Raw genomic sequence first — 24,531 nt, 5'->3', positions numbered from 1 at the left:
CCGTTCCCGTGAAGGCCACGAGGAAAGGCCTCGTCCCGGCGGCCCTCCTGCTCTGCCTGGCGGTTTCGATCGCCATGTTGGTCCTGAAGCCGGTCCCGCACGGCCATCGTTACGGCCTGGCCGTCGAGCTGTCGCTGGCCCTGATCCTGATCTGGGGGCTCTGCATGATCCCCCGCCGTTTCCTCTGCCGCAAGGTGGTTCTGGCCGCGATCTTCCTCGTCGGCCTCGGCTGGGGCGTCCGCGAGGTCGCGGGCATCGATCCCCGGGCCGAGATCGTCGACGTCTACCGCTCCGTCTTCGAGGCCCTCGACGGCGGCCGCAATCCGTACACCTGCGGAACGATCTTCCACCGGGATGAGCGCGGCCTCCCCGCCTACGGGAACTTCAATTATCCGCCGGCCGAGATCGGCCCCTATTACCTGGCTTACCGGATCATCGGCCGCTGGGACAGCGGCATCCTGACCGGCATCATGCTGGCGCTCAACGCCGCCTGCTGCCTGATCCTGCTGGCGGCCTTTCCGGGCGTGCCGGCCGCGAGCCTGGCGGCCTTCTTTCCGATCTTCCTCGCCGGGGAGATCAAGACCAACCCTTCCATGACCTTCCTCGTCACGGCGATCCTGATCTGGCTCATGGCCCGTCAGCGCGCCAGGCCGGCCAAGGTCCGGCCGGTCCTGATCGCCGTGGTATTCGGGATCGGCCTGATGACCAAGTTCCTGATCATGCCCATCATGGCCGCGTACTACTGGCACCGGTTCGACCGGAAGCGGCCCGCCTCGCTCGGGCCCATCGCCGCCGGCGGGGCCATCGCGGCGGCGGCCGCGGCCGCCGTCATGGCGCCGTTCGGCATCATGGCCGTCGTCCGGAACACCATCCTCTTCAACGTCAACCTCGACGAGCGGGCCGCCCTGACCACCTTCTACCCCAATGTCCTGTCGGGACCGCTGAACGCGCTCGGCCTCCAGGGGATCTATCCCTTCGCCGCCGCGGCCGCGGTCGTCGCGGCCGTCCTGGCCGCTCCGCGGCTGCGCCTCGTCTCAGCCATGCTGACGGCCTGCTTCGTCTTCCTGCTGGCCGCGCCGACGCCGGAGCCGCAGTACCTGCCGATCCTCGTCTATCTGGCCGTCGCCTCGAGGTGGCTGGCGACGGAGGAGCCGCTTCCCGCCGGCGCCGCCGGAACGGGGGCCGGAGAGGGCTAAGCCGGGGCTAGAGCTGGTTGTGCGGGCCGGCCTTCCCGGCCCGGCCGCGGATGGCCAGGATCTCGGCGGCGATCTCCTCGATCGGCTTGCTGGTGACGTTGACGACCGCCCAGCCGGGATGCCGGGCGTAGAACTGGCGGGCCTGCATCAATTCGATGCGCACGAGCTCCGGATCGGCGTAGGCATTGGCCGCGCCCTTCAGGTATTCGTCCCTGACCCGGCGAAGCTCGGCCAGCTGCCGGGCGTTGGTGTCCAGGCAGAAGACCTTGTTCGCCGCGATCCTGGCCAGAACGGCCGGCGGCTCCTGGTGCATCACGAACGGGACATTGGCCACGAACCAGCCTTTGAAGGCGAGATAGACGCTGAGCGGGGTCTTGAACGTCCGGGAGACGCCGAGGAGGATGAGCTCGGCCTTGCGCAGGTCCTCGATGCGCTGGCCGTCGTCGTGACGGAAGGCGAAGTCCACGGACTCGATGCGCCGGAAATAGGACTTGTTCAGCTGGCTGAACAGGCCCGGCTTCTCCGACGGGGACTCGGCCAGCGTCGCGGTCAGGCGGGCGATCAGCGGCCCCATGAGATCGATCGTCTCCACGTTGCCGGCGCGGCCGGCGTTGACCACGGCCTCCCGGACAGCGTCCGTGACGATCGTGTGGACGATGAACCCGCCGGCCCTGGCCGCCTCGGTCACGACGCGGCGGGCCTTCCGGGCGGTCCGGACATTGGGCCGGACGACGATGTCGACCTGCGCGCCCGGGAACTGGACGAGCGCGGCGCTCAGGGCCCGCTCGGCCGTGCGGCCCGTTCCGTCGGAAACGACGAAGATCGTGTTCAATGTCCCGCCCGGCCGCTATCCCCCGGCCACCGCGGGAAAGATGGAGACGACATCCCCGTCCTCCAGGCCCGTGGCCAGCCCGTTCAGGTGCTGGATGTGACGGCCGTTCTTCAGGATGATGATGAAGGGCTTGAGCTCCCGGCCTTCGAACAGCTCGTCCCTTTTCCTGGCCGATGTGCAAAGGCTGTCCAGGAGGCCGGCGACCGTGGCCCCCGCCCCGATCTCGACGTCCATCTCGCGGGCCTGGAAGACCTCCCGCATGGTCGCGAAGAAGCGGACCTTGAGCCTCATCGGCCCGGGCCTCGACGCCCGCAGACCCGGCAGGCCGGATCGCCGGTGATGGCCACCTCTTCGACAACGCCGTGGTGACCGTCCAGCATCAGGAGCTTGTTCTCGAGCAGATGGCTCGTGCCGACGAAGAACTTGACGGCCTCGGTGGCCTCGATCGCGCCGATGATGCCGCAGAAGGTCCCGATGACGGGAACGGCCCGCCTCGGCGGCGGGACCGGGACGAGGCACCTCAGGCAGGCCGTCCGGCCCGGGACGAAGGTCGTGACCTGGCCGTAGAAGCCCTCGATCGCCCCATGGACGAAGGGTATGCCCCTGGCCCAGGCGGCATCGTTCAGGACGTACCGGGCGGCATAGTTGTCCATGGCGTCGATGATGATGGCGCAGTCGCCCAGGAGCCCGAGGACGGTCCCAGCCTCGATGGAGCCGCGCCTGGCTTCGATCCGGACGAGGGGGTTGACCTGGGCCAGGCGCGCGGCGGCGGCTTCGACCTTCGCCTTCCCGATGTCCGCGTCGCCGAACAGGAATTGCCGGTTGAGGTTGCTCCGCTCGACCGACCCCTCGTCGACGATCCTCAGCGTCCCGATCCCGGCCGCCGCCAGGTAGGTGCAGACGGCCGATCCGAGGCCGCCCGCCCCGGCGACGAAAACCCTGGCGGCCTTCAGCCGCTCCTGGCCCTCCCGGCCGAAGATCCTGATCTGGCGTTCGTAACGCTCCAGCTCTTCCGGCGTGATCATTCGCGGCTCCCTCTCAGCGGCAGGTGCAGGAATAGCACGGGTCGATCGAAGCGTTGATGAGCGGGACGTCCGCCAGGTTCGCCCCGAGCACCATGATCCGGACGAGCGGCAGGTTGACGAAGCTCGGGGTCCGGATCTTCACCCGCAGCGGGGCGTCCGTGCCGCCCGCCGCGACATAATAGAAGCATTCCCCGCGCGGCGCTTCGGACCGCGCCGTCGCTTCGCCCGCCGGGATCTCGACGAACTCCGGACCGGCCAGGGGGCCCCCGGGCATCGTCGCAAGCGCCTGTTCGAGGATGCCGTACGTCTCCATGAGCTCGAGCAGGCGGACGACGACCCGGGCGTTCACATCGCCCTCGGCCTGGACGGGGACGCGGAACTCGTAGCGGCCGTAGGCCTCGTAAGGGGCGGCCTTGCGGATGTCCTGGGGGACACCCGAGGCCCGGGCCGTCGGGCCGACCGCGCCCCAGGCCCTGGCCTGGTCCCCGGGCAGGATGCCGATCCCGGCGCAGCGGGCCCTGACCGTCCGGTCGTTCAGAAAGACGGGAGCGATCCTCCCCGCCGTCTCCTCCCTGAGCTTCCGGACCTCGGCCAGGGCCGCCCCGGGATCGGCGATGTCCCGGGTGACGCCGCCGATGCGGTTCATGCCGTAGTTCACGCGGTTCCCCGAGATCGTCTCCAGCAGGTCCATGGCCCTCTCGCGGACGGCGAAGCAGGCCATGAACAGCGTCTGGAACCCCATGATCTCCGCGGCCAGGCCCGTCCAGAGAAGATGGGACGTCACCCGCTCGAGCTCCGCGACGACGACGCGGATGGCCCGGGCCCGCTCGGGGACCTCCAGGCCGGCCAGGGTCTCCAGGGCGCGGCAGAAGGTCATCGCGTGGACGTTCGAGCAGATGCCGCAGACCCGCTCGATGAGGGCCACGGCCTGGAGGTAATTCCTCCGTTCAGCCAGCCATTCGACGCCGCGGAAGTTGAACTTGAGGCGGATCACGGCGTCCTTGACGATCTCGCCCTCGCAGGTCACGTCGATCCGGCATGGCTCCTCGAAGGCGGGATGATAGGGCCCGAGGGGAACGGTGTAGCTCATCCCCGATCACGGCCTCCTTTCTCCGGGCCTTCCCACTTGAGGTCCCAGCGCAGGACGCCGGCGGCTTCCCCGGGGGCGAGGAAGATCGGCGGCAGGTCGCGCCCGGCGAATCGGACGGCGAAATAGTCGTGGATCTCCCGTTCGATCCAATCGGCCGCCGGCAGGACCGCGGCGATGCTGGGCAGGGCCGCCTCCTTCGTCATGACGGCGATGTTCAGGACCCGTCCCTCCAGGTCCCAATGATAGACGACCCGGTACTCCCCTCCCGGGCGGGCCGCGGCCGTCATGGTGACGAGCCGGGCCCCGGCTTCGAAGAGGACGCTGGCCATCGCCAAAGGATCGGCCCCGGGGGCGTCGAGCCACCAGCCGTCCGGCTTCCTCCTCCACCCGTCCGCCGCTCCGATGGCGGCGGGGATCGCGTCCATGTCCATATCGGCTCCTAGGGTCGCGGCTTATCCGCCTTCTCCGTCTCCCGGCCGAGGGCCGCCTTCAGTCCGGCCGCCGCGCCCCTCGAAGACCTCCGGCGGCGGCATCTCAGGCAGAGCCGGCTCCACGACACGACGTCCTCGCCGATCTCCTTGAAGGCCTTGAGGAGGACGGCATCGGTGATGGGCAGGGCCGGCCGGCCGCATTCGGCGCAGGGCGGATAGAGGATCGTATGGCTGCTGTCGAGCTCGGCCGGCCGCTCGTAGGGAGGCAGGCTGTCGGGCTTCTGGGACAACGCCGCCGCGGGGCAGACCTCGACGCACTTGCCGCAGAAGGTGCAGCGGCCGGCCCGATAATCCCAGGTGAACCGGTCCGCGAGGTAGTTGACGGCGATGGCCTCGGAAACGCAGGCATAACGGCACATGGCGCAGCAGACGCACTTGCCCTCGTCGATGGCCACCGCGCCGCGGAACCCGTCGGGATGGGGGGCTTCGCCCGGAAGCCGGATCGTTATCCTCCGCCTTCCCAGGTTCCGGGAAATGACGCCCAGGATGCTCATCCGCCGCCTCCCCCTCGCGGGATGACGGCCAGGACAAGGGCCAGCAGGGTCAGCCCCAGTCCCCAGCTCCAATAGAACAGGCCGGCCTGCCGGACCTTCAGACGCGCCGTCCCCGCGGCCGCGACGGCCAGGAGGACGACCAGGAGGAACGATCCGGCGATCATCAGCGCTATGTCCCGGGCCGGACGGCCCGAACGCAGCGGCAGGCCGAAGCAGGCCGCGAGCCCCGTCCAGGCGACCCACTCCATCCCGTGAACGAGCTCCCAGAGCGCGAGCTTCGGCCCGGCGTATTCGGTCAGCGGACCCGCGTAGATCTCCTGCTCGGCGTTGACCAGCGAAAAGGGATTGATCCTCAGCTTCAGGGGCAGGCACAGGACCAGGGCGATGACGGCGGGCCAGCGGACCGCCGCCGCGGGCCCGGACGCGACCTCGACGAGACGGAGGCTGCGGGCCGAGATGGCCAGGGCGACGACGGCGCCCAGAAAAGGCACGCTCGAAACGACGCTCAGGACGGCTTCGCGCGCGCCGCCCAGCTGGCCGAAGATCGAGCGCGAGGCGAAACCGGCCAGGACCGCCGCCAGGCCCGGGACCTCGAGCAGGGCGACCAGCAGGATCACGTCCCCGGCGAAACCGCCCGGGCCCGACAGGACGGGCAGCAGGCCGAGGGCGACCAGGAGCGAGGACCCGGCCAGGATCGGCAGGCCGGCCGCCAGGATCGCGTCAAAGGGGGCCAGGGGGACCGTCCTCTTGGCCATGAGCTTGACGAAGTCGAAGAAGGGCTGATAGAACGGCGGGCCGATTCGGCCCTGCATCCTCGCCCGGGCTTTCCGTTCGATCCAGAGCATGAGCCAGGCGGCGGGCAGGGCGTACAGAAGCCCCGGGAACACCAGCAATCCGACCAGGGCCCTTCCGGCGTTCATGTCTTCTTCCCGGCTCCCCTCTTCCTTTTCGCGTCCCTCTTCCCGCCCCGCGCTCCCTTCGCCGGCAGGGCCGCGACGGCCCGGGCGATGCCTTCGATGATGTCGCCCGGCCGCGGCGGACAGCCGGGGACGAACACGTCCACGGGGACGAGGCCGTCCAGGGGGCCGGCGATGACGGGGCTGCCCGCGAAGACGTCGCAGGTCGCCGGGCAGTTCCCGACGGCCACGACCGCCTTCGGGTCCCCCATCTGGGCGAAGATGGTCTCCAGCGCCGCCAGCGAGCCCCGGGTGACGGGCCCGGTGACGCAAAGGATGTCGGCATGCCTGGCGCTGCCCACGAGCAGGGCTCCGGTCTGCTCCACGTCGTAGCGCGGGCTGAGGCAGGCGGAGAACTCGATGTCGCAGCCGTTGCATCCCCCCGCGTTCAGCCGGAAGAGCCAGGGCGACCGCCGCCGCGATCTCGCGACCAGCTTGTCGATGACGCTCATAGCTCCACCGTTCCTTCTCCCCTCGGCCCTCACCCTGTCAGGAGCCGTGGCAGGAGCCCGAACACGAGCAGCAGCGCCGCCAGGCCGGCGAAGGCGGCCGTCAGCGCGGCCGGCTCCCGCTTCCGGCCCTGGTCTCCCGGGCCCCACCAGTATTCGGCGATCGCCCGGCTGTAAGCCAGCACGGCCAGGGCCGTGGCGGCGAGCAGGACAGCCAGGGCGTACCGCCCGGTCCGGCCGGCGCATTCATACAGCCTCCATCGGGCCGGATAGCCTGCGGTCGGGGGGATGCCGAGCATGGCCAGGGCCCCGAAGAGAAAGCCCGCGCCGGCCGCCGGATAGCGCGAGGCCATCCCCCCGGCGGGGAGGCCGAGAGGCGCGCCGTCCGTTTCGAGCTTCGTCAGGCTGGCGAAAAGGAGGGCCTTGGCCAGGGCGTGGACGGCCGCCCCGGCGGCGGCCCCGGTCAACCCGAGCGCGCCTCCCGCCGTCACCCCGAGAACGAGGTAGCCCATGTCCTCGATCGTCGAGAAGGCCAGCAGGCGCTTGAGGTCTTTCTGACCCAGCATCAGGACGGCCCCGGCCAGGGCCGAGACCAGGGCCAGGGCCAGCCAGGGCCAGGGCGGCGCGAAAAGCCAGGGCGCGCTTTGCCTCAAGGCCAGGAGCTCGCCGAACGCGGCGATGTCCACGACGGCCGTCACGAAGCCGACGACGACGGCGGGGACGGACTCGGCGACGAGCGGAAGCCAGACATACAGGGGGACGAGCGCCAGCTTGACGGCGACCCCCGTCATTGTCAGGGCCATGACGACGGAGACCGGGCCGTTCGCCTTGAGCAGGTTCCCGGCGATCGTCGCCGCGGCGGAGATGACGACGGCCGCAAGATAGGCCTTCCCGGCCGGGGCCGACCGGCTCGTCTTCCAGACGATATAGAGGGCGGCGAAGGCCGCGATCTCCAGCAAGGCGATCCTGGCCGGGGCGGCGATGGGCAGCAGTCCCGCGACGGCGGCCAGCCCCGCGCCCGCCATCAGGGGAAGCCGGCGCCGCAGCCCGGGCGCCGCGGCCGCGCTCAACAGAAGGGCGGCCAGGGCGGCGGCGGCCCCGATGAGCAGCGGCCTTTCCGGGAAAGCCGCCTCGCTCCCCGCGACCCGGCCGCCCGGGACCGCGGCCGCGACGGCCAGGATGACCAGGCCCGACAGGACGATGAGGGCCGGGACGGCGCGCGCCTCGATCCAGCGCCCGGCCCGCGCGGCCGCCCGGCAAACCGCGTCGATGCCCTTCTGGACGGCGTCGTAATAGAGGTCCATGTCCGCCCACCGGTAGAACGGCCTGAGGGCCGTTCGGACGATGAGCGAAAAGTCCCGCGCGCTCAGCCGCGATGGCGCGGCCATCGGCTCGCCGCCGATGAACGGCGCGGCGGCGATCGGGGGGGAGCTTCGGCCGGCCTCCCCGCGCGCCCGAACCGGCCGGGCCATCGCGTAGATTGCCAGCCCGGCGACGACGGCCAGAAGGACGAGCGCGAAGCCGGCCGTGGAGAACCAGGTCCCCGTCCCGGCCGTCAGTCCGAGCCAGGAGACGCCGATGACCGGCCGGACGCCGAGGGCCGGCAGGAGGGGGTTGATGACGAAGCGCACGGCCAGCTGCGGCGCCAGGCCCAGGACGATCGTGCCGGCCGCGAGGAGGATGCCGCCGGCCAGCATCGTCCGCGGCGCCTCCCGGGCCGCGCCGGCGGCGGGCGTCGCGTCGCCGAGGAAGACGCCGGTCGTCGCCTTGAGGAAATAGAAGACCGTCAGGACGCTCCCGATCCAGGCCGCGAGGGCCGGCACGACGCGGCCGGCCTCCAGGGCGGCGTTGTAGATAAGCCACTTGCTGACGAAGCCGCTCAGGAGCGGGACCCCCCCGATGGCCCCGGCGCCGATAAGCCAGAGGGTCATCGTGGCCGGCATCCGCCGTCCCACCCCGCCGAGCAGGTCCATGTCCTTCGTCCCCGTCGCGTGCTGGACGCTGCCGGCGCAAAGGAACAGCCCGCCCTTGAACAGCCCGTGGTTGAGGCAATGGAGCAGGCCGGCCGCGATGCCCAGCGGCGTGCCCAGCCCGAGCCCGAGCATCATGTAGCCGATCTGGCTGATGGTGCTGAAGGCCAGCAGCCGCTTCAAGTCGGACTGGACCATGGCGAAGAGCGCGCCGACGAGCAGGCTGGCCGTGCCGATCCAGACGACCAGGCTTTGCCAGGCGTCCGGCCAGGGGACGAGGCTGTGCATCCGGGCCACCAGGTAGACACCGGCCTTGACGTAGCACGCGGCGTGGAGGAGGGAGCTGACGGGCGTGGGGGCGGCCATGGCATCGGGGATCCAGGTATGGATGGGGAACTGGACCGACTTGGCCACGGCGGCGACGAGCATCAGGAGGAAGACGGTCGTCGAGAAGGCCGCGCCGGTCCGCAGATCGGTCCACAGCGTCGTTCCGGCGCGGACATGGATGACGAGGACAGCCGCCAGGAAGCCGTATCCGGCGATGTGGGTCATCACCAGGACCTTCCGCGCCCCCCGGGCCGCCTCGCGATCCTGGTACCAGAACCCGACGAGCAGGAACGAACAGAGGCCGATGATCTCCCAGCTCAGGTACATCAGGAACAGGTCGGCCGCGTAGACCAGGTGGACGAGGCCGGCTATGAACGCGAGCATGAGCATGTAGAACCGGGAGGCCGCGCGGTCGCGGGCCATGTAGCCCACTGAAAAGAGGAGGACGGCGGCGCCGATGCCGGCGGCCATCAGGGCGAAGAGCTGGCTCAGGCCGTCCACGTGATAGGCCAGGACGATCGGGCCGTCCCACGGCGCGAGCCTGAGGTCCAGGACCCCGCCCCGGGACGTCGTCAGGAACAGGAGAAGGACGCAGGCCAGGGCGGCCGTCCCGAACCCGAACGCGACCCAGCCCTTGCCCTTTGCGCCGAGGACGCGGCCGCACAGGGCGATGACGAGGACCCCCGCCAGCAGGACGCCCACGGGGGCGAGCAGGAACGACGGCGGCAGGGTCATGGCGTCCGCGGAAGCTAAAGACCCAGCTCCTTGAGCTTCGCCGCCGTCGGCACGCCGTTCTTATCCCAGCCCCGGATCTCGTAATATTCCGGGAGCATCCTGCCGAGCAGGTTGACCCTGCCCTTGGAGGGCCCTGCCGGGATGGGATCCTTGAGGAGCCGTTCCGGGAGCCTGTCGTCCTTGGCCGACAGGCCGGACTTGAGGTTCCACAGGCGCTCCATGTTCCAGATCCTCTCGCCGGCCTTCATGAACTCGGCGGTCGAGTACGGGACGCCCGTCGCGGTGCTCAGCATCTCGGCCAGCTCGTCGGCGCCGATGCCGAAGGTCGAGAAGAGGCAGGCCCCGGAGGAATCGAGGGCGGCGGTCAGGTTCTGGAAGGTCTTGACCAGCTCGGCCTTGCCCTTCGTCTCGTACTGGTCCATCTTCACCGGATTGCCCAGGACCTCGACGGCGATCGTGTATCCCCGGACATGGTCGCCGCCGCGGTTGCCCGTCGCGTAGTGCAGGCCGATCCCCATGACGCCCCTCGGGTCGTAGGCCGGCATCTCCTGCTTCTTGCAGGTCATCGAGTATTCGGGGTGGCCGAAGCTCTCGGCGAAGCGGTAAGAGCCCAGGGCCAGCTTCGCCCCCAGCCCCTCCTTAAAGGCCGTTTTCTTCGTCAGCTCCACGATGGCGTCCGCGTCCCCGAACCGGAGGCTCAGGCCGCCCGTGTCCTTCGGGGTCAGGAGGCCGTGCTCGAAGAGGTCCATGGCGCAGGCGATGGTCGAGCCCATCGTGATCGTGTCGAGGCCCAGCTCGTTGCAGAGAAAGTTGGCCTTGATGATGGCGTCCAGGTTGTCGATGCCGCAGGCGGGCCCGAACGACCAGCCCGTCTCGTACTCGGGGCCCTCCCCGTAGCCCTCGTACTTCGGATCGGTGACGCGGGTGACCCGGCCGCAGCTGATGATGCAGGAGAAGCAGCCCTTGGGCCGGACGAGATTGTTCGCGGACAGCGTTTCCCCGCCGACCTTGTCGGCCGTCGGGAAGAACCCCTCGCGGAAGTTCCGCGTGGGCAGGCAGCCGACGCCGTTGAGGATGTTGACCAGGACTTCCGTGCCGTAGGCCTTGAGGCCCTTCCCCCCGACGGGATGGTCCTGGATCTTCTTGCGGGCCTTCATCACCGCCTGCTTGAAGGCCTCCGGCTCGGCCGCGGCGACCGAGCCGCTGCCCGAAACGACGACGGCCTTGAGGTTCTTAGATCCCATCACGGCGCCCACGCCGGTCCGCCCGGCCGCCCGGTGCATCTCGTTCATGACGCAGGCGAACAGGACCTGGTTCTCCCCGGCCGGACCGATGCAGGCGACCTTGGCCTCTTCGTCGGTCTCGGCCCGGAGCGCGTCGGTCACGTCGGGAACGATCTTCCCCCAGAGGTGCTCCGCGCCCCGGATCTCGACCTTGGCGTCGTCGATCCAGAGGTAGGAGGGCCTGGCCGCCTTCCCCTCGATAATGACCAGGTCGTAGCCGGCGTATTTCAACTCGGGGCCGAACGCGCCGCCGGAATTGGAGCCGGCGATCGTCCCGTTGAGCGGCCCCTTCGCGACGACGTCGTAGCGGCCGCAGGACGGGGCGTACGTGCCGGTCAGGGGCCCGGCGGCGAAGATGAGCTTGTTGGCCGGGCCCAGCGCGTCGGCGGCCGGATCGACCTCGTTCGAGATGATCCTGGCCCCGAGGCCCCGCGCCCCGATGTACGTCTTCGCGAGGTCCGGATCCAGGGCTTCTTTGACGATCTTCCCGTTGCTCAGATCAACCCTCAGGATGGTCCCGGTCCAGCCGAACATGTCAGCTCACCTCCTTGAAGGCTTCCTTGAACTTCGCGGCATAGGCTTTTTTCCGGGCCCGGACGGCGATGGTCCCCTCGAGGAACGTCAGGGCCTCGCTGGGGCAGAACTTGACGCATTCCGGGTCGCCCGCGCAGAGGTCGCACTTGACGATGGCGTTGCTTTCGGAATCGTAGACGGCGTTGCCGAACGGGCAGGCGATGGTGCACATGCGGCAGCGGATGCAAGCGTCCTTGTTCCAATCGACCGAGTTCGCGGCCTTGTTGCGGCGCATCGCGCCGGTCGGGCAGACGGCGATGCACGGCGCGTCATCGCAGTGCTGGCACATCATCGGAACGGACAGGCCTTCCCGCTCCCAGGCGTAGGCATGGACCCTCGACAGGCGCGGCCGGAACCGGCCTTCATGGTAGGCCGAACAGGAGAGCTCGCAATTCCGGCAGCCGGTGCACTTGTCGGCATGGATCATCAGGACTTTTGCCATGGCGGCCCCCTCCTTTCGTCGACCGGAGGGACGACCCCCGTCATTCGCTAAAAGGAATCGGCCAGGACGCGTCGAACCGCCTCACCCCCCGGTCAATCTCATATTAGGCGCGGGGGGTCCGGGTGTCAAGGACCGGCAGGTGTCCGGCTCCTCTTCCTGCTCCAGTAAAGGTAGGCCGGGATGCCGAGGGCAATGAGGGCCAGGCCGGCGAACGCGTTCCAGAAGCTCTGGATGAGCGTGTTGACGATCACGAACAGCGCCGACAGGACGAACAGGATCGGCGTCACCGGGTAGCCCAGGGTCTTGTACGGCCGGGGCAGGTCCGGCCGCTTCTTCCGCAGGACGATGACGCCGAACGCGGCCAGCCCGAGGAAGATCCAGGCGCCGAAGACCGCGTACTTCAGGAGCTGCTCGAAGGTGCCTCCGGGGATCAGGCTGAGGATGATGCTCCAGGCCCCGACGGCCAGCAGGGCGTTGTGGGGCGTCCGGAACCTGGGGTGGATCCCGGCCATCTTCTTGAAGAAGAGCCCGTCCTTGGCCATGGCATAGTAGACGCGCGGGCCCGTCATGATGTGGCCGTTGGCCGCCCCCATGATCGAGAACAGGATGATGAAGGCGACGACGGACGCCCCGGCCGGGCCGACGGCGGCCTTCATGGCCGCGGCCGCGATCCGGTCCGACCCGGCCATCTCGGCCGCCGGCACCGCGTAGAGATAGGCGACGTTGGCCAGGATATAGAGGAGCGTGACCAGGCCGCAGCCGGCGAGGAGGCCGATGGGGATGGTCCGGGACGGGTTCTTGGTTTCGCCGGCGTTGGACGTGGACACCTCGAAGCCCTTGTAGGCCCAGAGCGCGGCCACGAGGGCCAGCCCGAAGGGCCCGACCAGGTCCCCTCCGAGGGCGGACGCGGACGGCCGGGTGAGGTTGGCCCAATCGCCGCGGGCGAAAAGGAAGATGCAGGCCACGATCCCGGCCAGGGCGGCGAACTTGAGGACGGTCAGCAGGTTCTGGACGAAGGCGCCCTGCCGGACCCCGATATAATTGATGCCGATGAGCGCCAGGATGAACAGGACGGCCGCTCCCTTTTGGCCGGCCGGGCCGAGGGGGATGAAGTGCGGCAGGTACTTCGTGGCGAAGGCCAGCGACAGCGTGGCGATGGTGCCCGAGTCGATGATCAGCAGGAGCGCCCAGCCGAACAGGAACCCGGCGGGCGGGCCGTAGGCCTCGCGCAGATAGATATAGATGCCGCCGGTCTCCGGGAAGGCCGAGGCCAGCTCGGCCAGCGACAGGGCGCCGAAGACGCTCATGAGGCCGCCGACGATCCAGACGGCCAGCATGAGGACCGGCGACTTGACCTCGGCGGCCACGGTGGCCGGGACGATGAAGATGCCCGAGCCGATCATGGTGCCGACGACGATGGCGGTGACGCTGCCGACGCCGAGGGCGCGGCGCAACGACACGGGAGCATGATCGCCGGGTTGAGGGGAGATGTCGGACGCCGAGGTTTCGGGGTTGGCCATGCGGCTATCTTATCCGGGCATGCCGCTTAAGGCAACCCCGGCGGCGGGAAGCCCGAATGGCCAAGAAGATCTCCGTCGCCGCGCCGTTCCCGGCCCCGGGCGAGCTAGTGCTGAGGGCCGTGCCCTATCTCGCCGTCGCCCGGTCGATGAAGGCGGCGATATTGTCGTGGAGCTCCCCGCGGCTTTCGTCGTGCAGGTACATCATGTGCCCCGAGGGATAGTAATTCAGCTTGACGTGGTCCCGGAGCTCGGCCGGCAGGCCGAGGTGGGCCATGGTGAACTCGGTGGCGAAGAACGGCGTGGCCATGTCATAGTACCCGTTCTCGACCTGGACGAGGAGCCGCGGGTTGGTGATCATGGCCTGGGTGAGATCGCCTTGGACATTGGGCGCGCCGGGAAAGCCGCCGGTCGCCGGCAGGCGCCTCCAGTTCCACTCCCGGGTCCCGCCGCTCGAAGTGTTGTAGGCCATGTCCTGGCCGAACCGGAGCTCCTGGTGGTTGTAGGCATTGATCAGGGCCGTGAAGGCGCCGCCAACGGCCGGGCCCTCGGGGTCCCCCTGGGCGTTCTCGGCCAGAAGATCGCGGGTGAAGCCGGTGAACCGGGCGTCGATACGGCCCGTCGTCAGGCCGCGGCCGCGCTCGAGCTCGACGTTGAACTGGGCCAGCGTCACCCGGAGGTCGGCCTTGAGCCAATAGTCCGCGTCCAGGCCGGTGTAGGCGGAAAGCTTGGCGGCCACGGCCTGCTTGTCCGCGAGCGAAAGCGCGGCGCCTTTGAACAGGGCCTCGGCGTATTCGCCCTGGGCATAGCGGCGCACCTCGGCCAGGAAGGCCCCGAGGTCGGCCGGCCGGTCCTTCAGCGCCTTGTGGTACCAGGCCACCGCGGCATAGCTCGGAAGGTAGAAGATGTAGGGCCGGTCGTCGCCGGAGCCGAAGGTGATCGTGCCCATGTCGAGGACCGAGGAGATGAGGACGATCCCGTTGAGGTGTATGCCGTCCCGCGACTGCAGGGCGTTCCCCAGGGCGGCCGAACGGAAGGTGCCGTAGCTCTCGCCGACGAGGAACTTCGGGGAGTTCCAGCGGCCGTTCCGGCTGAGGTAGGTCCGGATGAACTGGGCGAAGGCCTGGACGTCCTCGTCGATGCCGTAGAAGTCCTTGGCCTGGGCTTTGCCAGCGGCCCGGCTGTAGCCGGTGCCCATGGCGTCGATGAAGACCATGTCCGTCTTGTCGAGGAGGGTCTCGGTATTGTCGACGAGGGCGTAAGGCGCCGGCGGTGTGAACGCGGCGTCCAGGGTGGAGACGCGGCGCGGTCCGAAGGCGCCCACGTGCAGCCACAACGACGCCGAGCCCGGGCCGCCGTTATAGAAGAAAGCGATGGGCCGGGCCGAGAGATCCTTGACGTCGCTCCGGGTGTAGGCCACGGCGTAGAGGAGCCCCGTCGCCTCTCCCTTGTCGTCGCGGAGGAGCGTCGTCCCGGCCGCGGCCTTGTATGGGATGACCTGCCCCTTGATGCGTATCGTATGTTCGGTCACGGAAGACCGCTCCTGGACGGGAGCGAGGTCGGCCGGGGGGGCCGGCGAGGGCTTGGCCTCCTGCGGCCTGGAGGGCGGCGCGCCCTGCGGCTGGGCCCGGAGGACGGGACCGGCCAAAGACGTGACCACGGCGACGGCTAAGAGGACCATGAGCGCTCTGTTCTTCATTTCCATTCTCCCTCCTCGACCACGCCTTCCGCCGAGCGCGGCCGATATGCCAACGATTCTAGACCCAGCCCGGCTAAAAGAAAAGCCGTTGTTTCATGGGCTGGGCCGGCTCCGCGCTGGCCGCTTTCTCGTTCGCCGCGCCCGGTTCGGGCGATCCGGGCCGGGTTCATAGTCCGCCGAGCAGCCCCATCAGCGCCGCCGTCACGGCCGCGGTCCCCAGAAAGCCCCGGCGCGTCATGCGGCTCATGGAAACCCCTCCTCGCGGCGAGATGACGGGCCCGGCCCGAAAGAACGCGGAGGCGAATTATATCTCTTCCGCCGGGGAAACCAAACCGTCGCTCCCCCCGTCTATAGAAAGGAATGTCATTTCCAAGGGAGGAATCCATGTCGATCCACAGCCGTTCCCGGGCCAAGTCTTTCGCCTGGTTGCTTCTCCTGCCTTTCGTCCTGGCCGCCGCCCTGCCCCTCGCGGCCCAGGACCGTCCGCTCTGGCTGAGATATCCGGCCGTCTCGCCCGACGGCCAGACCATCCTGTTCTGCTACAAGGGCGATATATACAAGGTCCCCGCCGCGGGCGGCCAGGCCGTCCCGCTGACCATCAGCGAGGCCTACGATTTCTCCCCCGTCTGGAGCCATGACGGGAAATGGATAGCCTTCGCCTCCGACCGGTACGGCAACTTCGACGTCTTCCTCATGCCGGCCCAGGGCGGAGAGGCCCGGCGGCTGACCTACCATTCGGCCTCCGACGTTCCCAGCAGCTTCACGGCCGACGACAAGGCCGTGCTCTTCACCTCGGCCCGCCAGGACGCGGCGGCCAATGTCCAGTTCCCGACGTCGACGTTCCCCGAGCTCTACAGCGTCCCGGCCGGCGGCGGCGAGGCCTCGCTCGTGCTGACCCAGCCGGCGATCGCGGCCACGGTCGACCGGTCCGGGGCCAGGATCATCTACCACGATCAGAAGGGTTACGAGAGCGACTGGCGCAAGCATCACACTTCAGCCATCACCCGCGACATCTGGGTCTACGACCTGAAGGCCAAGAAGAACACGATGCTGACGACCTTCAAGGGCGAGGACCGCAATCCGGTCTTCGACGCGAACGGCGACGATTTCTATTACCTGAGCGAGCGGGGCGGCTCGTTCAACGTCTACAAGAGCTCGTTGAGCCGGCCGGCCGCCTCGACGCCGGTGACCTCGTTCACCAGGAACCCGGTCCGCTTCCTGACCCGCGCCGACAACGGCCTGCTGTGCTTCGGGTTCGACGGCGAGATCTATACCAAGTCCGGCGCGGCGGAGCCCCGGCGCGTCGATATCCGCATCGCCGAGGACGGCCGCCAGGTCCTCGAACGGCCCCTGGCGGTCGGGGGCGGCATCACCGAGCTGCAGCTCTCCCCCAACGGCAAGGAGATGGCCTACGTCTTCCGCGGCGAGGTCTTCGTCGGCAGCGTCGAAGGCGGCGCCGCCAAGCGGGTCACCGGCACGCCCGGCCAGGAGCGCAGCGTCGGCTTCAGCCCCGACGGCCGTTCGGTCGTTTACGCCGCCGAGCGCGACAACAACTGGAACGTCTACACGACCTCCATCGTCCGCAAGGAGGAGCCCTACTTCTACGCCTCGACCGTCCTCAGGGAGGAGCCGGTCATCGCCACGGCGGCCGAGGAGTACCAGCCGCAGTTCTCGCCGGACGGCAAGGAGGTCGCCTACCTGGAGAACCGCGTCGTCCTCAAGGTCGTCAACCTGGCCACGAAGGAGACCCGGACGATCCTGCCGGCCCAATATAACTATTCTTACTCCGACGGCGACCAGTCCTATCGCTGGAGCCCGGACGGCAAGTGGTTCCTGGTCCAGTTCGCCTTCACCCGTCTCTTCACCCCCCAGGTCGGGCTTGTCTCGAGCGACGGCAGGGGCCAGGTCGTCGACCTGACCAAGAACGGCTTCGGCGCCTTCAACCCCCGCTGGGCCATGGACGGGACGATGATGATCTACGGCTCGACGCGCGAAGGGGCCGTCAACACCGACGGCAGCGCCGTCGAGATGGATATTTACGGCACGTTCTTCACCCGGGCCGCCTACGACCGGTTCCGCCTGTCCAAGGAGGATTTCGCCCTGCTCAAGGAGCAGGAGGACAAGGCCAAGGAGGACAAGGCCAAGGCCGAGAAGGAAAAACCCAAGGACAAGGCCGCCGCGGTCAAGCCCGAGGAGCCGAAAAAGGACCTCGTCTTCGAGCTCGACGGGATCGAGCGGCGCAAGGTCCGCCTGACCATCCATTCGGCCGACATCGCCGATCAGGCCCTGTCCAAGAACGGCGACAAGCTCTTCTACCTGGCCCGCTTCGAGAAGGGCTACGACCTCTGGGTGACCGAGACGCGGACGCGGGACACCAAGCTCCTGGCCAAGCTCGGCGCCAACCAGACCGGCATGGAGATGACGGCCGACGGCAAGTCGCTCGTCGTCTTCGTCGACGGCCGGGTGGTCAAGATCGACCCGGAGAGCGGCAAGTCCGAGCCGGTCGCTCTCGGCGGCGAGCTGGCCTTCGACGCGACCGCCGAGAAGGCCTACATGTATGACCACATGTGGCGGCAGATCAAGCAGAAGCTGCTCGTCGCCGACCTCTACGGCGCCGATTGGGACGGCTATTACGGCGTCTACAAGAAGTTCCTGCCCTTCATCGCCAACAACTACGACTACGCCGAGATGGTCAGCGAGCTCCTGGGCGAGATGAACGTCTCGCACACGGGCTGTTATTATTCGCCCCAGCGCCAGCCGGCGGCCGACGCCACGGCCGCGCTGGGCCTGTTCATGGACTATGATTTCGCGGGCCCCGGCCTCAAGGTCGCCGAGATCGTGGCCGGCGGGCCGCTCGACAAGGCCGAGCTCAGGATCCGGGCCGGACACGTCATCGAGAAGATCGACGGCCAGGCCCTCGACCGGACCGCCGACCATTACAGGCTGCTCAATCGCAAGGCCGGCCAGCTGACCCTGCTGTCGGTGTTCGATCCCGTCTCGGGGAGCCGCTGGGAGGAAACCGTCAAGCCGATCTCCCTCGGCGAGGAGGGGAACCTCCTCTACCAGCGCTGGGTCCGCAACCGCCGGGCCGAGGTCGACCGCCTGTCCGGCGGCCGGCTGGGCTACGTCCACGTCCGGAGCATGGGCGATTCCAGCTACCGCGTGGTCATCGAGGAGGTCATGGGCCTCTGCGCCGGCAAGGAGGCCCTGATCGTCGACACCCGCTTCAACGGCGGGGGCAACCTCCACGACACCCTGGCCGATTTCCTGGCCGGCAAGAAGGTCTTCGACATCGTGCCCCGCGGCCAGATCGTCGGCGTCGAGCCCTACGGCAAATGGATCAGGCCGTCCATCGTCCTGATGGGCGAATGCAACTATTCGGACGCCCATCTCTTCCCGGTCGAGTACAAGGTCCGCGGCATCGGCCAGACGCTCGGCATGCCCGTCCCCGGCACGGGGACTTTCGTCTGGTGGGAGTCGCAGATCGACCCGACCCTGCGCTTCGGCATCCCCCAGGGCGGCTGGCGGATGCCCGACGGCAGGCTCTGCGAGAACAATCAGCTCGAGCCGGACATCCTGGTCAAGAACGACCCCGACGTCATGTCGGCCGGCCGCGACCAGCAGGTCGAAGCGGCCGTCGCCGAGCTGCTGAAGAAGAAATAGCGCCGGAAGGGATCCAACGGCTCCGGCCCGGGCCGGGCGCCGCCTCCTCGCCATGGCCAGGGACGGCGCCCGGCCCGTCCGGAGCGAGGCCCGCTATCTATTCGGAGCCGCGCCCCGGACGAGCCCGCTCAGGGGCTCCCCCTCATTTCTTCCGGGGCGGCGGCGCCTGTTGCTTCGATGGACCGGACTGCCGGACCTGCTGCCGGTCCTGCTGATGCCGCTGGTTCATCTTCTGTTGTTCGTCCTGATGCTGCTTTTGCCGTTCGGCCATTCGGGCCTGATAGTCCTGCTGGCTCCTGGCCTTTTCGTCCGCGCCCTTCATCGCCCGGCCCTCTTCTTTCCGGCGGCGCTCCAGGTCCTGCCGCTCCTGGGCCTGGCTCTGCAGCATGAGGCTCCGCTCCTGGGCCTGCCGCTTCCGGACCGCCGCATCCGGCTTGGCGGGCTTGGCCTCCCGCCGGGGCTCAAAGACCTTGGCCGGCGCCAGCTCGCGGCGGGCCTGGTCCTGGTCCAGGAATTCCTTCGGCCGGGCCGCGCGGTCCTCGGCAAAGCCCGGCTGGTAGATCCTGGCAGAGCGCCCGGCGACCAGGGCCCCGCCCGGGCGGTCGGAATCCGCCAGGTCGTAGCGCAGGACCTGCCGGCGGGTGATCCGGCGGATGGTCTCCACGTCGATCCCCTGGTTCGCCATCCGGCCGCCTCGGAACTCGAAGCGGTTACGGGGGGCGGTCAGGCCGATGATCGTCGCGTTCCGCTCGTACGGCAGGCAATAGCGGCCGAGGTCCCTGTCCAGGAAATGGGATCCTCCGACGAATACCCAGAAGTTGAAGGGGATGCCGAGCGCGAGCGCATCGAAGTCGATCCCGGCCCGGAAATCGAGGCCCGGCGGTATGGGCGCCCACCCGAAATAGAGGTCGCTCCACCTCCACGTCACCCAGGCCGGCCCCCAGACGGTCCCCGGGACCCAGAACCAGCCGAGATCATCGTCCCAGCCCCAGCGGCCGTAATGGAATGGCATCCAGCCCCAATCGTAATCGGAGATCCAGGTCCAGCCCCAATCGGTCCAGATCCAGTAGCCGTCGATATACGGCCGCCAGCGGTAGCCCATATGCCGCGGGCACCAGACGTAGCCGTGGGGGGCCAGGCCGATCCATGTTCCGTACGGCGCCAGGTAATCGTAGCAGTACCCGATGTCGAGGGCGGCGCCGCCGCTCGGGGGGGCGGCGGCTGTGGGGAGCGCGCCACCCCTTCCGGGCCTCCCTTCCGCCCGAAGCCCGGCCGTCCCGGCCAGCGCCGCCGCGACGGTCAAGAGAAGGATCCAGCGCATGCGCTTCATGGCCAACCTCCTTTTTCCCCATTAATCATGCAAACTCCATGCCAGGGTCCGCCGGCCGGCGGACCGTCCGCGCCGCGGACGTCCTCCCCGGAGTGCTGTTTCGCCGGGCGCGGATCCCGGCCTGCCGGCATCCTGTCCGGCAGGAAAAGGGCCTCAACATCCGGACGGGGAGCGGCCTTCACGCCTGAAAAACTGCGGCGTCACTCCCGTCGAACCTGGCATGAACCTTGCTAAATGAGGGGTGTCGGATGCTTCGCGGGGATCCCGGCTGATCCCCGGACCGGGGAATGTCATCTTGATCCAAGGAGGTTTCGGATGAAGATCTTGAGGGTCGTTCCGCTGATCCTGCTTCTTTGCGCCGCCGCTTACGCGCAGAAGACCGACGATCTGGGCATGGGCGCCTTCGCCGACGAGCACGGGCCCATCCTCCTGGCCGTCGACGCCGCCCTTGTCGATTTCCAGATCAACAGCCCGTACGTCATGTTCGTCATCTACATGGCGGCCAAGAGCCAGAGCCAGGAGATCGTCGTCACCCGGGACACGATCGCCATGGTCTATGGGGGCCAGGAATACAAGATGGTCCCGCTCCGGGAGCTGCGCCAGGACTACAGGGGCGAGATCCACGACATCGACTTCTATCGCCACCTGGGGAAGGAAGGCATCATCGCGTCCTGGATCCGCTTTTACAACTTCCCCGAGCGCAGCGACTTCTATCCGCCCCTGACGATGCGGACCGAGCTGGCCGTCGACGAAGGCTGGATGTTCAGCTTCAACGGGTTCCGGACGAAGGCTTACTTCAAGAACCCCGGATTCAAGAAAGGCGACAAGGTCACGTTCAAGGTCTGGGACAAGAAGGACCCGAAGATCGCCGGGCAGGTCGATGTCGTGATCGACTAAGGGGAGCGCGGCCTTCCCGGCGCTAGCGCCTCAGCGTCCGGTGCTTCAGCCGGTGGGGCTGGTCGGCCGCGGCGCCCTTGCGACGGTGAAGGTCCTCGCGGTATTCCGAGTAATTCCCGAAGATCCAGTGGATGCCGCCGTCCTCCTCGAAGGCCAGGATATGGGTCGCGACCCGGTCGAGGAACCAGCGGTCGTGGCTGACCACGACGGCGCAGCCGGCGAACCCGGCCAGCGCGTCCTCGAGGGCCCGCAGGGTGTTGACGTCCAGGTCGTTGGTCGGCTCGTCGAGGAGGAGGACGTTGCCCCCCTCCGACACCGCCTTGGCGATGTGGACGCGGTTGCGCTCGCCGCCGGAGAGGCTGCCGCACTTCTTCTGCTGGTCGGCGCCGCCGAAGCCGAACGAGGCGCAATAGGCCCGGGTGTTCAGCTCCCGGCCGCCGGCCTTGAGGATGTCCTCGCCGCCCGAGATCTCCTCCCACACGGTCCTGGCCGGGTCGAGGGCCCGGGCCTGGTCGGCGTAGGCGACCTTGACCGTCTCGCCGATCCGGATGCGCCCGGCGTCGGGCTTCTCCGAGCCGGTGATCATCCTGAGCAGGGTCGTCTTGCCGGCCCCGTTCGGGCCGATGACCCCGACGATCGACCCGGGGGGGATGCCGATCGACAGGCCGTCCATGAGGGCCCGGTCGCCGTAGGCCTTGGACACGTTCTCGAGCTCGATGACGAGATCGCCGAGGCGCGGCCCGGGCGGGATGGGCAGCTCCTGCTCGTCGCGGTAGCGCTCGAAATCCTGGCCGAGGAGCTTCTCGTAGGCGGTGACGCGGGCCTTGCCCTTGGCCTGGCGGGCCTTGGGCGACATGCGGACCCATTCGAGCTCGCGGGCCAGGGTCCGCTGGCGGCGCGACTCGGTCTTCTCCTCGACGGCCAGACGGGCCTGCTTCTGCTCGAGCCACGATGAGTAGTTGCCCTTCCAGGGGATGCCTTCGCCCCGGTCGAGCTCCAGGATCCAGCCGGCCACGTTGTCGAGGAAGTAGCGGTCGTGGGTGACGGCGATGACCGTGCCCTTGTAGTCCCGCAGGTGCCGCTCGAGCCAGGCGACCGACTCGGCGTCGAGGTGGTTCGTCGGCTCGTCGAGGAGCAGGATGTCGGGCTCCTGGAGGAGCAGTCGGGTCAGGGCGATGCGGCGGCGCTCGCCGCCGGAAAGGACGGTCACCGGCGTCTCCGGCGGCGGGCAGCGCAGGGCCTCCATGGCGATCTCGAGGTGGTTGTCGAGGTTCCAGGCGTCGTGCTTCTCGATCTCCTCGAGCAGCCGGGCCTGCTCGGCCAGGAGCGCGTCCATATCGGCTTCAGGGTCGCCCAGCCTGTCGTTGACCGCGTCGTAGCGGGCCAGCAGGTCGACCACGGGCTGCACGCCTTCGCGGACGATCTCGACGACGGTCTTGGCCGGGTCGAGCCGGGGATCCTGCTCGAGCAGGCCGACCGTGTAGCCCTTGCTCAGGGCGACCTCGCCGATATAGTCCTTGTCCCGCCCGGCGATGATGCCGAGCAGGGTCGATTTCCCCGCGCCGTTGAGCCCGAGGACGCCGATCTTGGCCCCGTAGTAAAAGCCGAGCGAGATGTCCTTGAGGACCTGCCTGTTCGGCGGGTGGACCCGGCCGACGCCGGACATGGAGAAGATAACTTGGGTGTCGGAAGGCATGCCGCGATTGTACCCGAATCCGCCCGGCGGAGGAAGCCCGCCTGGCCCGGCCTTCGGCCCTTCCCTATTGCTTCTGGACGAGGCCGATCCCGACGTCGGCGCTGTCCATATCGACGATCATGAAAGCGGCGTCGCTCACCTGGTAATAGGCGATAGCGTGGGTGGTCCCGCCCGCCGTGAACGTCCCCGTCCAGCGGCCGGGACGCGAGGCGTCGGCCCCGAACGCACCCGTGAAGCCGGCGCCGGCCGTCGTCTGCCCCGAGGCGTTGATGTCGACGGTCCCGGCGAGCGCCCCGGCCGAGGCCGCCGCCTGCCCGATCCAGTCATTCTCCCCCGACGAGCCGACGAATTGCAGGTTGAGGGCGTAATTGCCGTCGAAGGTCCCGGCCGTTTGCGGCACGACGTATCCGGACCCGACCGCGCCGGCGTCGAAATCCATCACCAGGGCCCCGCCGCCCCCGGTCGGGCTCGACGGATCGACCAGGTTGAGGTCCGGGTCCACCGCCAGGATCAGCAGCAGGGAGACGTCCCCCAGCTGGTCCACGATCGGAGGGAGCGTGACCCAGCCGGCGCCGTTGGCGGCCATCGTGTAGCGGGACTGCCCGGAGATCGAGGCGAAGGCGCCCACGCCGGCGTTGTTGAGGTCGGTCTCCCCGGCCGTGAAATTGCCCGCCCCGTCGGCCGTGAACTGCCCGGCCGCGGCCAAAGCCCCGTGTCCCGTTCCTCCCGCGTGGGAGAGGACGAAGCTCCCGTTCAAGGAGGCCGCGGAGAATGTTTGGCTCAGTCCCGCCTGGCCCTGCCCGTACATGCCGCCACCGGTCATGGCGGATGGGAAGTCCTTCTCGATGAGCCGCAGGACCTGGCCCCGGACGGCATAATAAGCGAAGGCGACGCCGACGCCGAGGTCGATGGTCCCGCGGCCGAACCCGTCCGGGGCCGTCAGCGTCCCGGCCGTCGCCGACGAATATGTGGAGCCGCCGTCGTTCTCGAAGTACGTGCCGCTCGCGATCGTTCCGGCCGCGGCGCTCATGATCACGACGCCGCCGTGGGTCAGGGGCAGCCCGTACGAGAGGTCGACGCCCTGGGCCGTGAAGGCGAAGGCGCCGGCGATCGCCGCGGGATCGAGGGCGCTCGCCGCCTGGGCGTCGAGGCTGCCGCTCGATGTCGCCGTGCCGTCGAACTGGCCGATCAGGCCGTGCGCGCCCGAGGTCATGACGACGCTGAAGGTCTCGACGCCGTTGTTGGGAAGGCTCGTGTTGGCGACGGCGAGCGTGATGCTGCCGCGGCCGTCCGGGCCGATGGCGTACGTGCCGGTGACCGCGTCGGGCCCGGCCTGGAGGGTCTCGTCGGAGTAATCCTGCCGGCCGCCGGTGATGGCGCCGTTGCCGTCCGCGACGATCGTGCCCGCCGCCGCGTAGGACCCGGAGCTGTCCGCGCCCTGCACGGCGAAGACATAGGCGCCCGAGAGCATGGCGTTCGAACCGATGGGAACGACGGAGATCTGGGCGCTGTCCCTGGCGTAGGGGTCCGCGGCCGAGGCCGCCGTGACGGTCACGAGGCCCGGGGTCGCGGGGGCCGTGAAGACCGTCGGCGCCCCGCTCGCGGTGTGGGCCGGGGCGAACGCGCCTCCCCCGGCGCAGGACCAATCGACCCCGGCGCCCGAGGGATCGTCGACGACGTTGGCCGTCAGCTGGACCGCCTGGTTGATCGTCAGGGTCGCCGGCGCGTTGGTCACCAGGACGCCGATCCCGGCCTCCGTATTATGGGAGCAGCCGGCCAGGCCCGCGATCAGGACAGCCGCGGCCGCGGCGCGGACCGCGCGTCCGGATATCGTTTTCATGTTCTTTCCCCTCTGCGCGTCCATCA

19 protein-coding genes are annotated in these 24,531 nt (G+C 68.9%); 3 read left to right on the top strand and 16 right to left on the bottom strand.

Going from position 1 to position 24,531, the window contains the following annotated elements; all coding sequences use genetic code 11:
* Positions 1 to 8 precede the first annotated feature (8 nt).
* A complete protein-coding gene (locus ABFD52_01795; protein ID MEN6559492.1) occupies positions 9 to 1,196 on the top strand; it encodes a hypothetical protein in 1,188 nt (395 codons plus the stop codon).
* Between the two features lie 7 nt (positions 1,197 to 1,203).
* On the opposite strand, the gene ABFD52_01790 is transcribed toward ABFD52_01795, so the two are convergent.
* The 13 genes from ABFD52_01790 to ABFD52_01730 all read right to left on the bottom strand — a co-directional run bounded on the left by ABFD52_01790 (position 1,204) and on the right by ABFD52_01730 (position 15,079).
* On the bottom strand, positions 1,204 to 2,028 hold the full coding sequence (locus tag ABFD52_01790; protein MEN6559491.1) for a pyruvate, water dikinase regulatory protein: 825 nt from the start codon (positions 2,026 to 2,028) through the stop codon (positions 1,204 to 1,206).
* 15 nt (positions 2,029 to 2,043) lie between these two features.
* The gene (locus tag ABFD52_01785) at positions 2,044 to 2,319 is read right to left on the bottom strand and encodes a ubiquitin-like small modifier protein 1 (protein ID MEN6559490.1); all 276 of its coding nucleotides are present in this window, start codon (positions 2,317 to 2,319) and stop codon (positions 2,044 to 2,046) included.
* The gene (locus tag ABFD52_01780; GenBank protein MEN6559489.1) at positions 2,316 to 3,053 is read right to left on the bottom strand and encodes a HesA/MoeB/ThiF family protein; all 738 of its coding nucleotides are present in this window, start codon (positions 3,051 to 3,053) and stop codon (positions 2,316 to 2,318) included. Before ABFD52_01780 ends, ABFD52_01785 begins: the two co-directional genes overlap by 4 nt.
* Before the next feature lie 13 nt (positions 3,054 to 3,066).
* Positions 3,067 to 4,143, bottom strand: a complete 1,077-nt coding sequence (locus ABFD52_01775; GenBank protein MEN6559488.1) for a nickel-dependent hydrogenase large subunit — start codon at positions 4,141 to 4,143, stop codon at positions 3,067 to 3,069.
* Positions 4,140 to 4,574 (bottom strand): NADH-quinone oxidoreductase subunit C, encoded by a 435-nt coding sequence (locus tag ABFD52_01770; GenBank protein MEN6559487.1) that lies wholly within the window; start codon positions 4,572 to 4,574, stop codon positions 4,140 to 4,142. Before ABFD52_01770 ends, ABFD52_01775 begins: the two co-directional genes overlap by 4 nt.
* 8 nt (positions 4,575 to 4,582) lie before the next feature.
* Entirely contained in the window at positions 4,583 to 5,128 is a 546-nt protein-coding gene (locus tag ABFD52_01765; protein MEN6559486.1) for a 4Fe-4S dicluster domain-containing protein, read from the bottom strand.
* Complete coding sequence (locus tag ABFD52_01760) at positions 5,125 to 6,048, bottom strand: complex I subunit 1 family protein (GenBank protein MEN6559485.1); 924 nt, start codon at positions 6,046 to 6,048, stop codon at positions 5,125 to 5,127. The genes ABFD52_01765 and ABFD52_01760 overlap by 4 nt, the downstream gene beginning before the upstream one ends.
* Positions 6,045 to 6,536: an NADH-quinone oxidoreductase subunit B gene (locus ABFD52_01755; protein MEN6559484.1), complete on the bottom strand. Its 492-nt coding sequence runs from the start codon at positions 6,534 to 6,536 to the stop codon at positions 6,045 to 6,047. The genes ABFD52_01760 and ABFD52_01755 overlap by 4 nt, the downstream gene beginning before the upstream one ends.
* 29 nt (positions 6,537 to 6,565) lie before the next feature.
* Positions 6,566 to 9,565: a proton-conducting transporter membrane subunit gene (locus ABFD52_01750; GenBank protein ID MEN6559483.1), complete on the bottom strand. Its 3,000-nt coding sequence runs from the start codon at positions 9,563 to 9,565 to the stop codon at positions 6,566 to 6,568.
* Positions 9,566 to 9,579: 14 nt separating this feature from the next.
* Positions 9,580 to 11,382, bottom strand: coding sequence for an aldehyde ferredoxin oxidoreductase family protein (locus ABFD52_01745; GenBank protein ID MEN6559482.1), 1,803 nt, complete (start codon positions 11,380 to 11,382; stop codon positions 9,580 to 9,582).
* 1 nt (position 11,383) lies between these two features.
* On the bottom strand, positions 11,384 to 11,863 hold the full coding sequence (locus ABFD52_01740; GenBank protein MEN6559481.1) for a 4Fe-4S dicluster domain-containing protein: 480 nt from the start codon (positions 11,861 to 11,863) through the stop codon (positions 11,384 to 11,386).
* A 125-nt stretch (positions 11,864 to 11,988) separates the two neighbouring features.
* The gene (locus tag ABFD52_01735; protein ID MEN6559480.1) at positions 11,989 to 13,383 is read right to left on the bottom strand and encodes an amino acid permease; all 1,395 of its coding nucleotides are present in this window, start codon (positions 13,381 to 13,383) and stop codon (positions 11,989 to 11,991) included.
* Between the two features lie 124 nt (positions 13,384 to 13,507).
* Positions 13,508 to 15,079, bottom strand: a complete 1,572-nt coding sequence (locus ABFD52_01730; GenBank protein ID MEN6559479.1) for a peptidase S10 — start codon at positions 15,077 to 15,079, stop codon at positions 13,508 to 13,510.
* Between the two features lie 384 nt (positions 15,080 to 15,463).
* Here ABFD52_01730 and ABFD52_01725 point away from each other — a divergent pair, with 384 nt between their 5' ends.
* Complete coding sequence (locus ABFD52_01725) at positions 15,464 to 18,742, top strand: S41 family peptidase (protein ID MEN6559478.1); 3,279 nt, start codon at positions 15,464 to 15,466, stop codon at positions 18,740 to 18,742.
* A 142-nt stretch (positions 18,743 to 18,884) separates the two neighbouring features.
* Here ABFD52_01725 and ABFD52_01720 read toward each other — a convergent pair whose 3' ends face one another.
* A complete protein-coding gene (locus tag ABFD52_01720) occupies positions 18,885 to 20,072 on the bottom strand; it encodes a DUF6600 domain-containing protein (protein MEN6559477.1) in 1,188 nt (395 codons plus the stop codon).
* A gap of 315 nt (positions 20,073 to 20,387) precedes the next feature.
* On the opposite strand from ABFD52_01720, the gene ABFD52_01715 reads away from it, so the two are divergent.
* Positions 20,388 to 20,969: a hypothetical protein gene (locus tag ABFD52_01715; GenBank protein ID MEN6559476.1), complete on the top strand. Its 582-nt coding sequence runs from the start codon at positions 20,388 to 20,390 to the stop codon at positions 20,967 to 20,969.
* A 22-nt stretch (positions 20,970 to 20,991) separates the two neighbouring features.
* Here the strand turns inward: ABFD52_01715 and ettA are convergent, their stop codons facing one another.
* Together ettA and ABFD52_01705 are read right to left on the bottom strand one after the other, a co-directional pair.
* Entirely contained in the window at positions 20,992 to 22,665 is a 1,674-nt protein-coding gene (gene ettA / locus ABFD52_01710; GenBank protein MEN6559475.1) for an energy-dependent translational throttle protein EttA, read from the bottom strand.
* A 64-nt stretch (positions 22,666 to 22,729) separates the two neighbouring features.
* The gene (locus ABFD52_01705) at positions 22,730 to 24,505 is read right to left on the bottom strand and encodes a hypothetical protein (protein MEN6559474.1); all 1,776 of its coding nucleotides are present in this window, start codon (positions 24,503 to 24,505) and stop codon (positions 22,730 to 22,732) included.
* Positions 24,506 to 24,531 lie beyond the last annotated feature (26 nt).

The organism is Acidobacteriota bacterium, assembly GCA_039683095.1.
Classification (GTDB): Bacteria; Acidobacteriota; Aminicenantia; order Aminicenantales; family Saccharicenantaceae; genus RBG-16-66-30.
The sequence above is the reverse complement of the archived record's forward strand: the minus strand, read 5'-3'. Positions and strand labels throughout refer to the sequence as shown.

What these genes read in the sequence shown, in the direction of transcription:
- ABFD52_01760 (MEN6559485.1), bottom strand. Translation starts at nt 6,048, where the DNA reads ATGAACGCCGGAAGGGCCCTGGTCGGATTGCTGGTGTTCCCGGGGCTT.
- ABFD52_01720 (MEN6559477.1), bottom strand. Translation starts at nt 20,072, where the DNA reads ATGAAGCGCATGCGCTGGATCCTTCTCTTGACCGTCGCGGCGGCGCTG.
- ABFD52_01745 (MEN6559482.1), bottom strand. Translation starts at nt 11,382, where the DNA reads ATGTTCGGCTGGACCGGGACCATCCTGAGGGTTGATCTGAGCAACGGG.
- ABFD52_01770 (MEN6559487.1), bottom strand. Translation starts at nt 4,574, where the DNA reads ATGGACATGGACGCGATCCCCGCCGCCATCGGAGCGGCGGACGGGTGG.
- ABFD52_01775 (MEN6559488.1), bottom strand. Translation starts at nt 4,143, where the DNA reads ATGAGCTACACCGTTCCCCTCGGGCCCTATCATCCCGCCTTCGAGGAG.
- ABFD52_01785 (MEN6559490.1), bottom strand. Translation starts at nt 2,319, where the DNA reads ATGAGGCTCAAGGTCCGCTTCTTCGCGACCATGCGGGAGGTCTTCCAG.
- ABFD52_01740 (MEN6559481.1), bottom strand. Translation starts at nt 11,863, where the DNA reads ATGGCAAAAGTCCTGATGATCCATGCCGACAAGTGCACCGGCTGCCGG.
- ABFD52_01730 (MEN6559479.1), bottom strand. Translation starts at nt 15,079, where the DNA reads ATGAAGAACAGAGCGCTCATGGTCCTCTTAGCCGTCGCCGTGGTCACG.
- ABFD52_01725 (MEN6559478.1), top strand. Translation starts at nt 15,464, where the DNA reads ATGTCGATCCACAGCCGTTCCCGGGCCAAGTCTTTCGCCTGGTTGCTT.
- ABFD52_01750 (MEN6559483.1), bottom strand. Translation starts at nt 9,565, where the DNA reads ATGACCCTGCCGCCGTCGTTCCTGCTCGCCCCCGTGGGCGTCCTGCTG.
- ettA (MEN6559475.1), bottom strand. Translation starts at nt 22,665, where the DNA reads ATGCCTTCCGACACCCAAGTTATCTTCTCCATGTCCGGCGTCGGCCGG.
- ABFD52_01755 (MEN6559484.1), bottom strand. Translation starts at nt 6,536, where the DNA reads ATGAGCGTCATCGACAAGCTGGTCGCGAGATCGCGGCGGCGGTCGCCC.
- ABFD52_01765 (MEN6559486.1), bottom strand. Translation starts at nt 5,128, where the DNA reads ATGAGCATCCTGGGCGTCATTTCCCGGAACCTGGGAAGGCGGAGGATA.
- ABFD52_01735 (MEN6559480.1), bottom strand. Translation starts at nt 13,383, where the DNA reads ATGGCCAACCCCGAAACCTCGGCGTCCGACATCTCCCCTCAACCCGGC.
- ABFD52_01780 (MEN6559489.1), bottom strand. Translation starts at nt 3,053, where the DNA reads ATGATCACGCCGGAAGAGCTGGAGCGTTACGAACGCCAGATCAGGATC.
- ABFD52_01705 (MEN6559474.1), bottom strand. Translation starts at nt 24,505, where the DNA reads ATGAAAACGATATCCGGACGCGCGGTCCGCGCCGCGGCCGCGGCTGTC.
- ABFD52_01715 (MEN6559476.1), top strand. Translation starts at nt 20,388, where the DNA reads ATGAAGATCTTGAGGGTCGTTCCGCTGATCCTGCTTCTTTGCGCCGCC.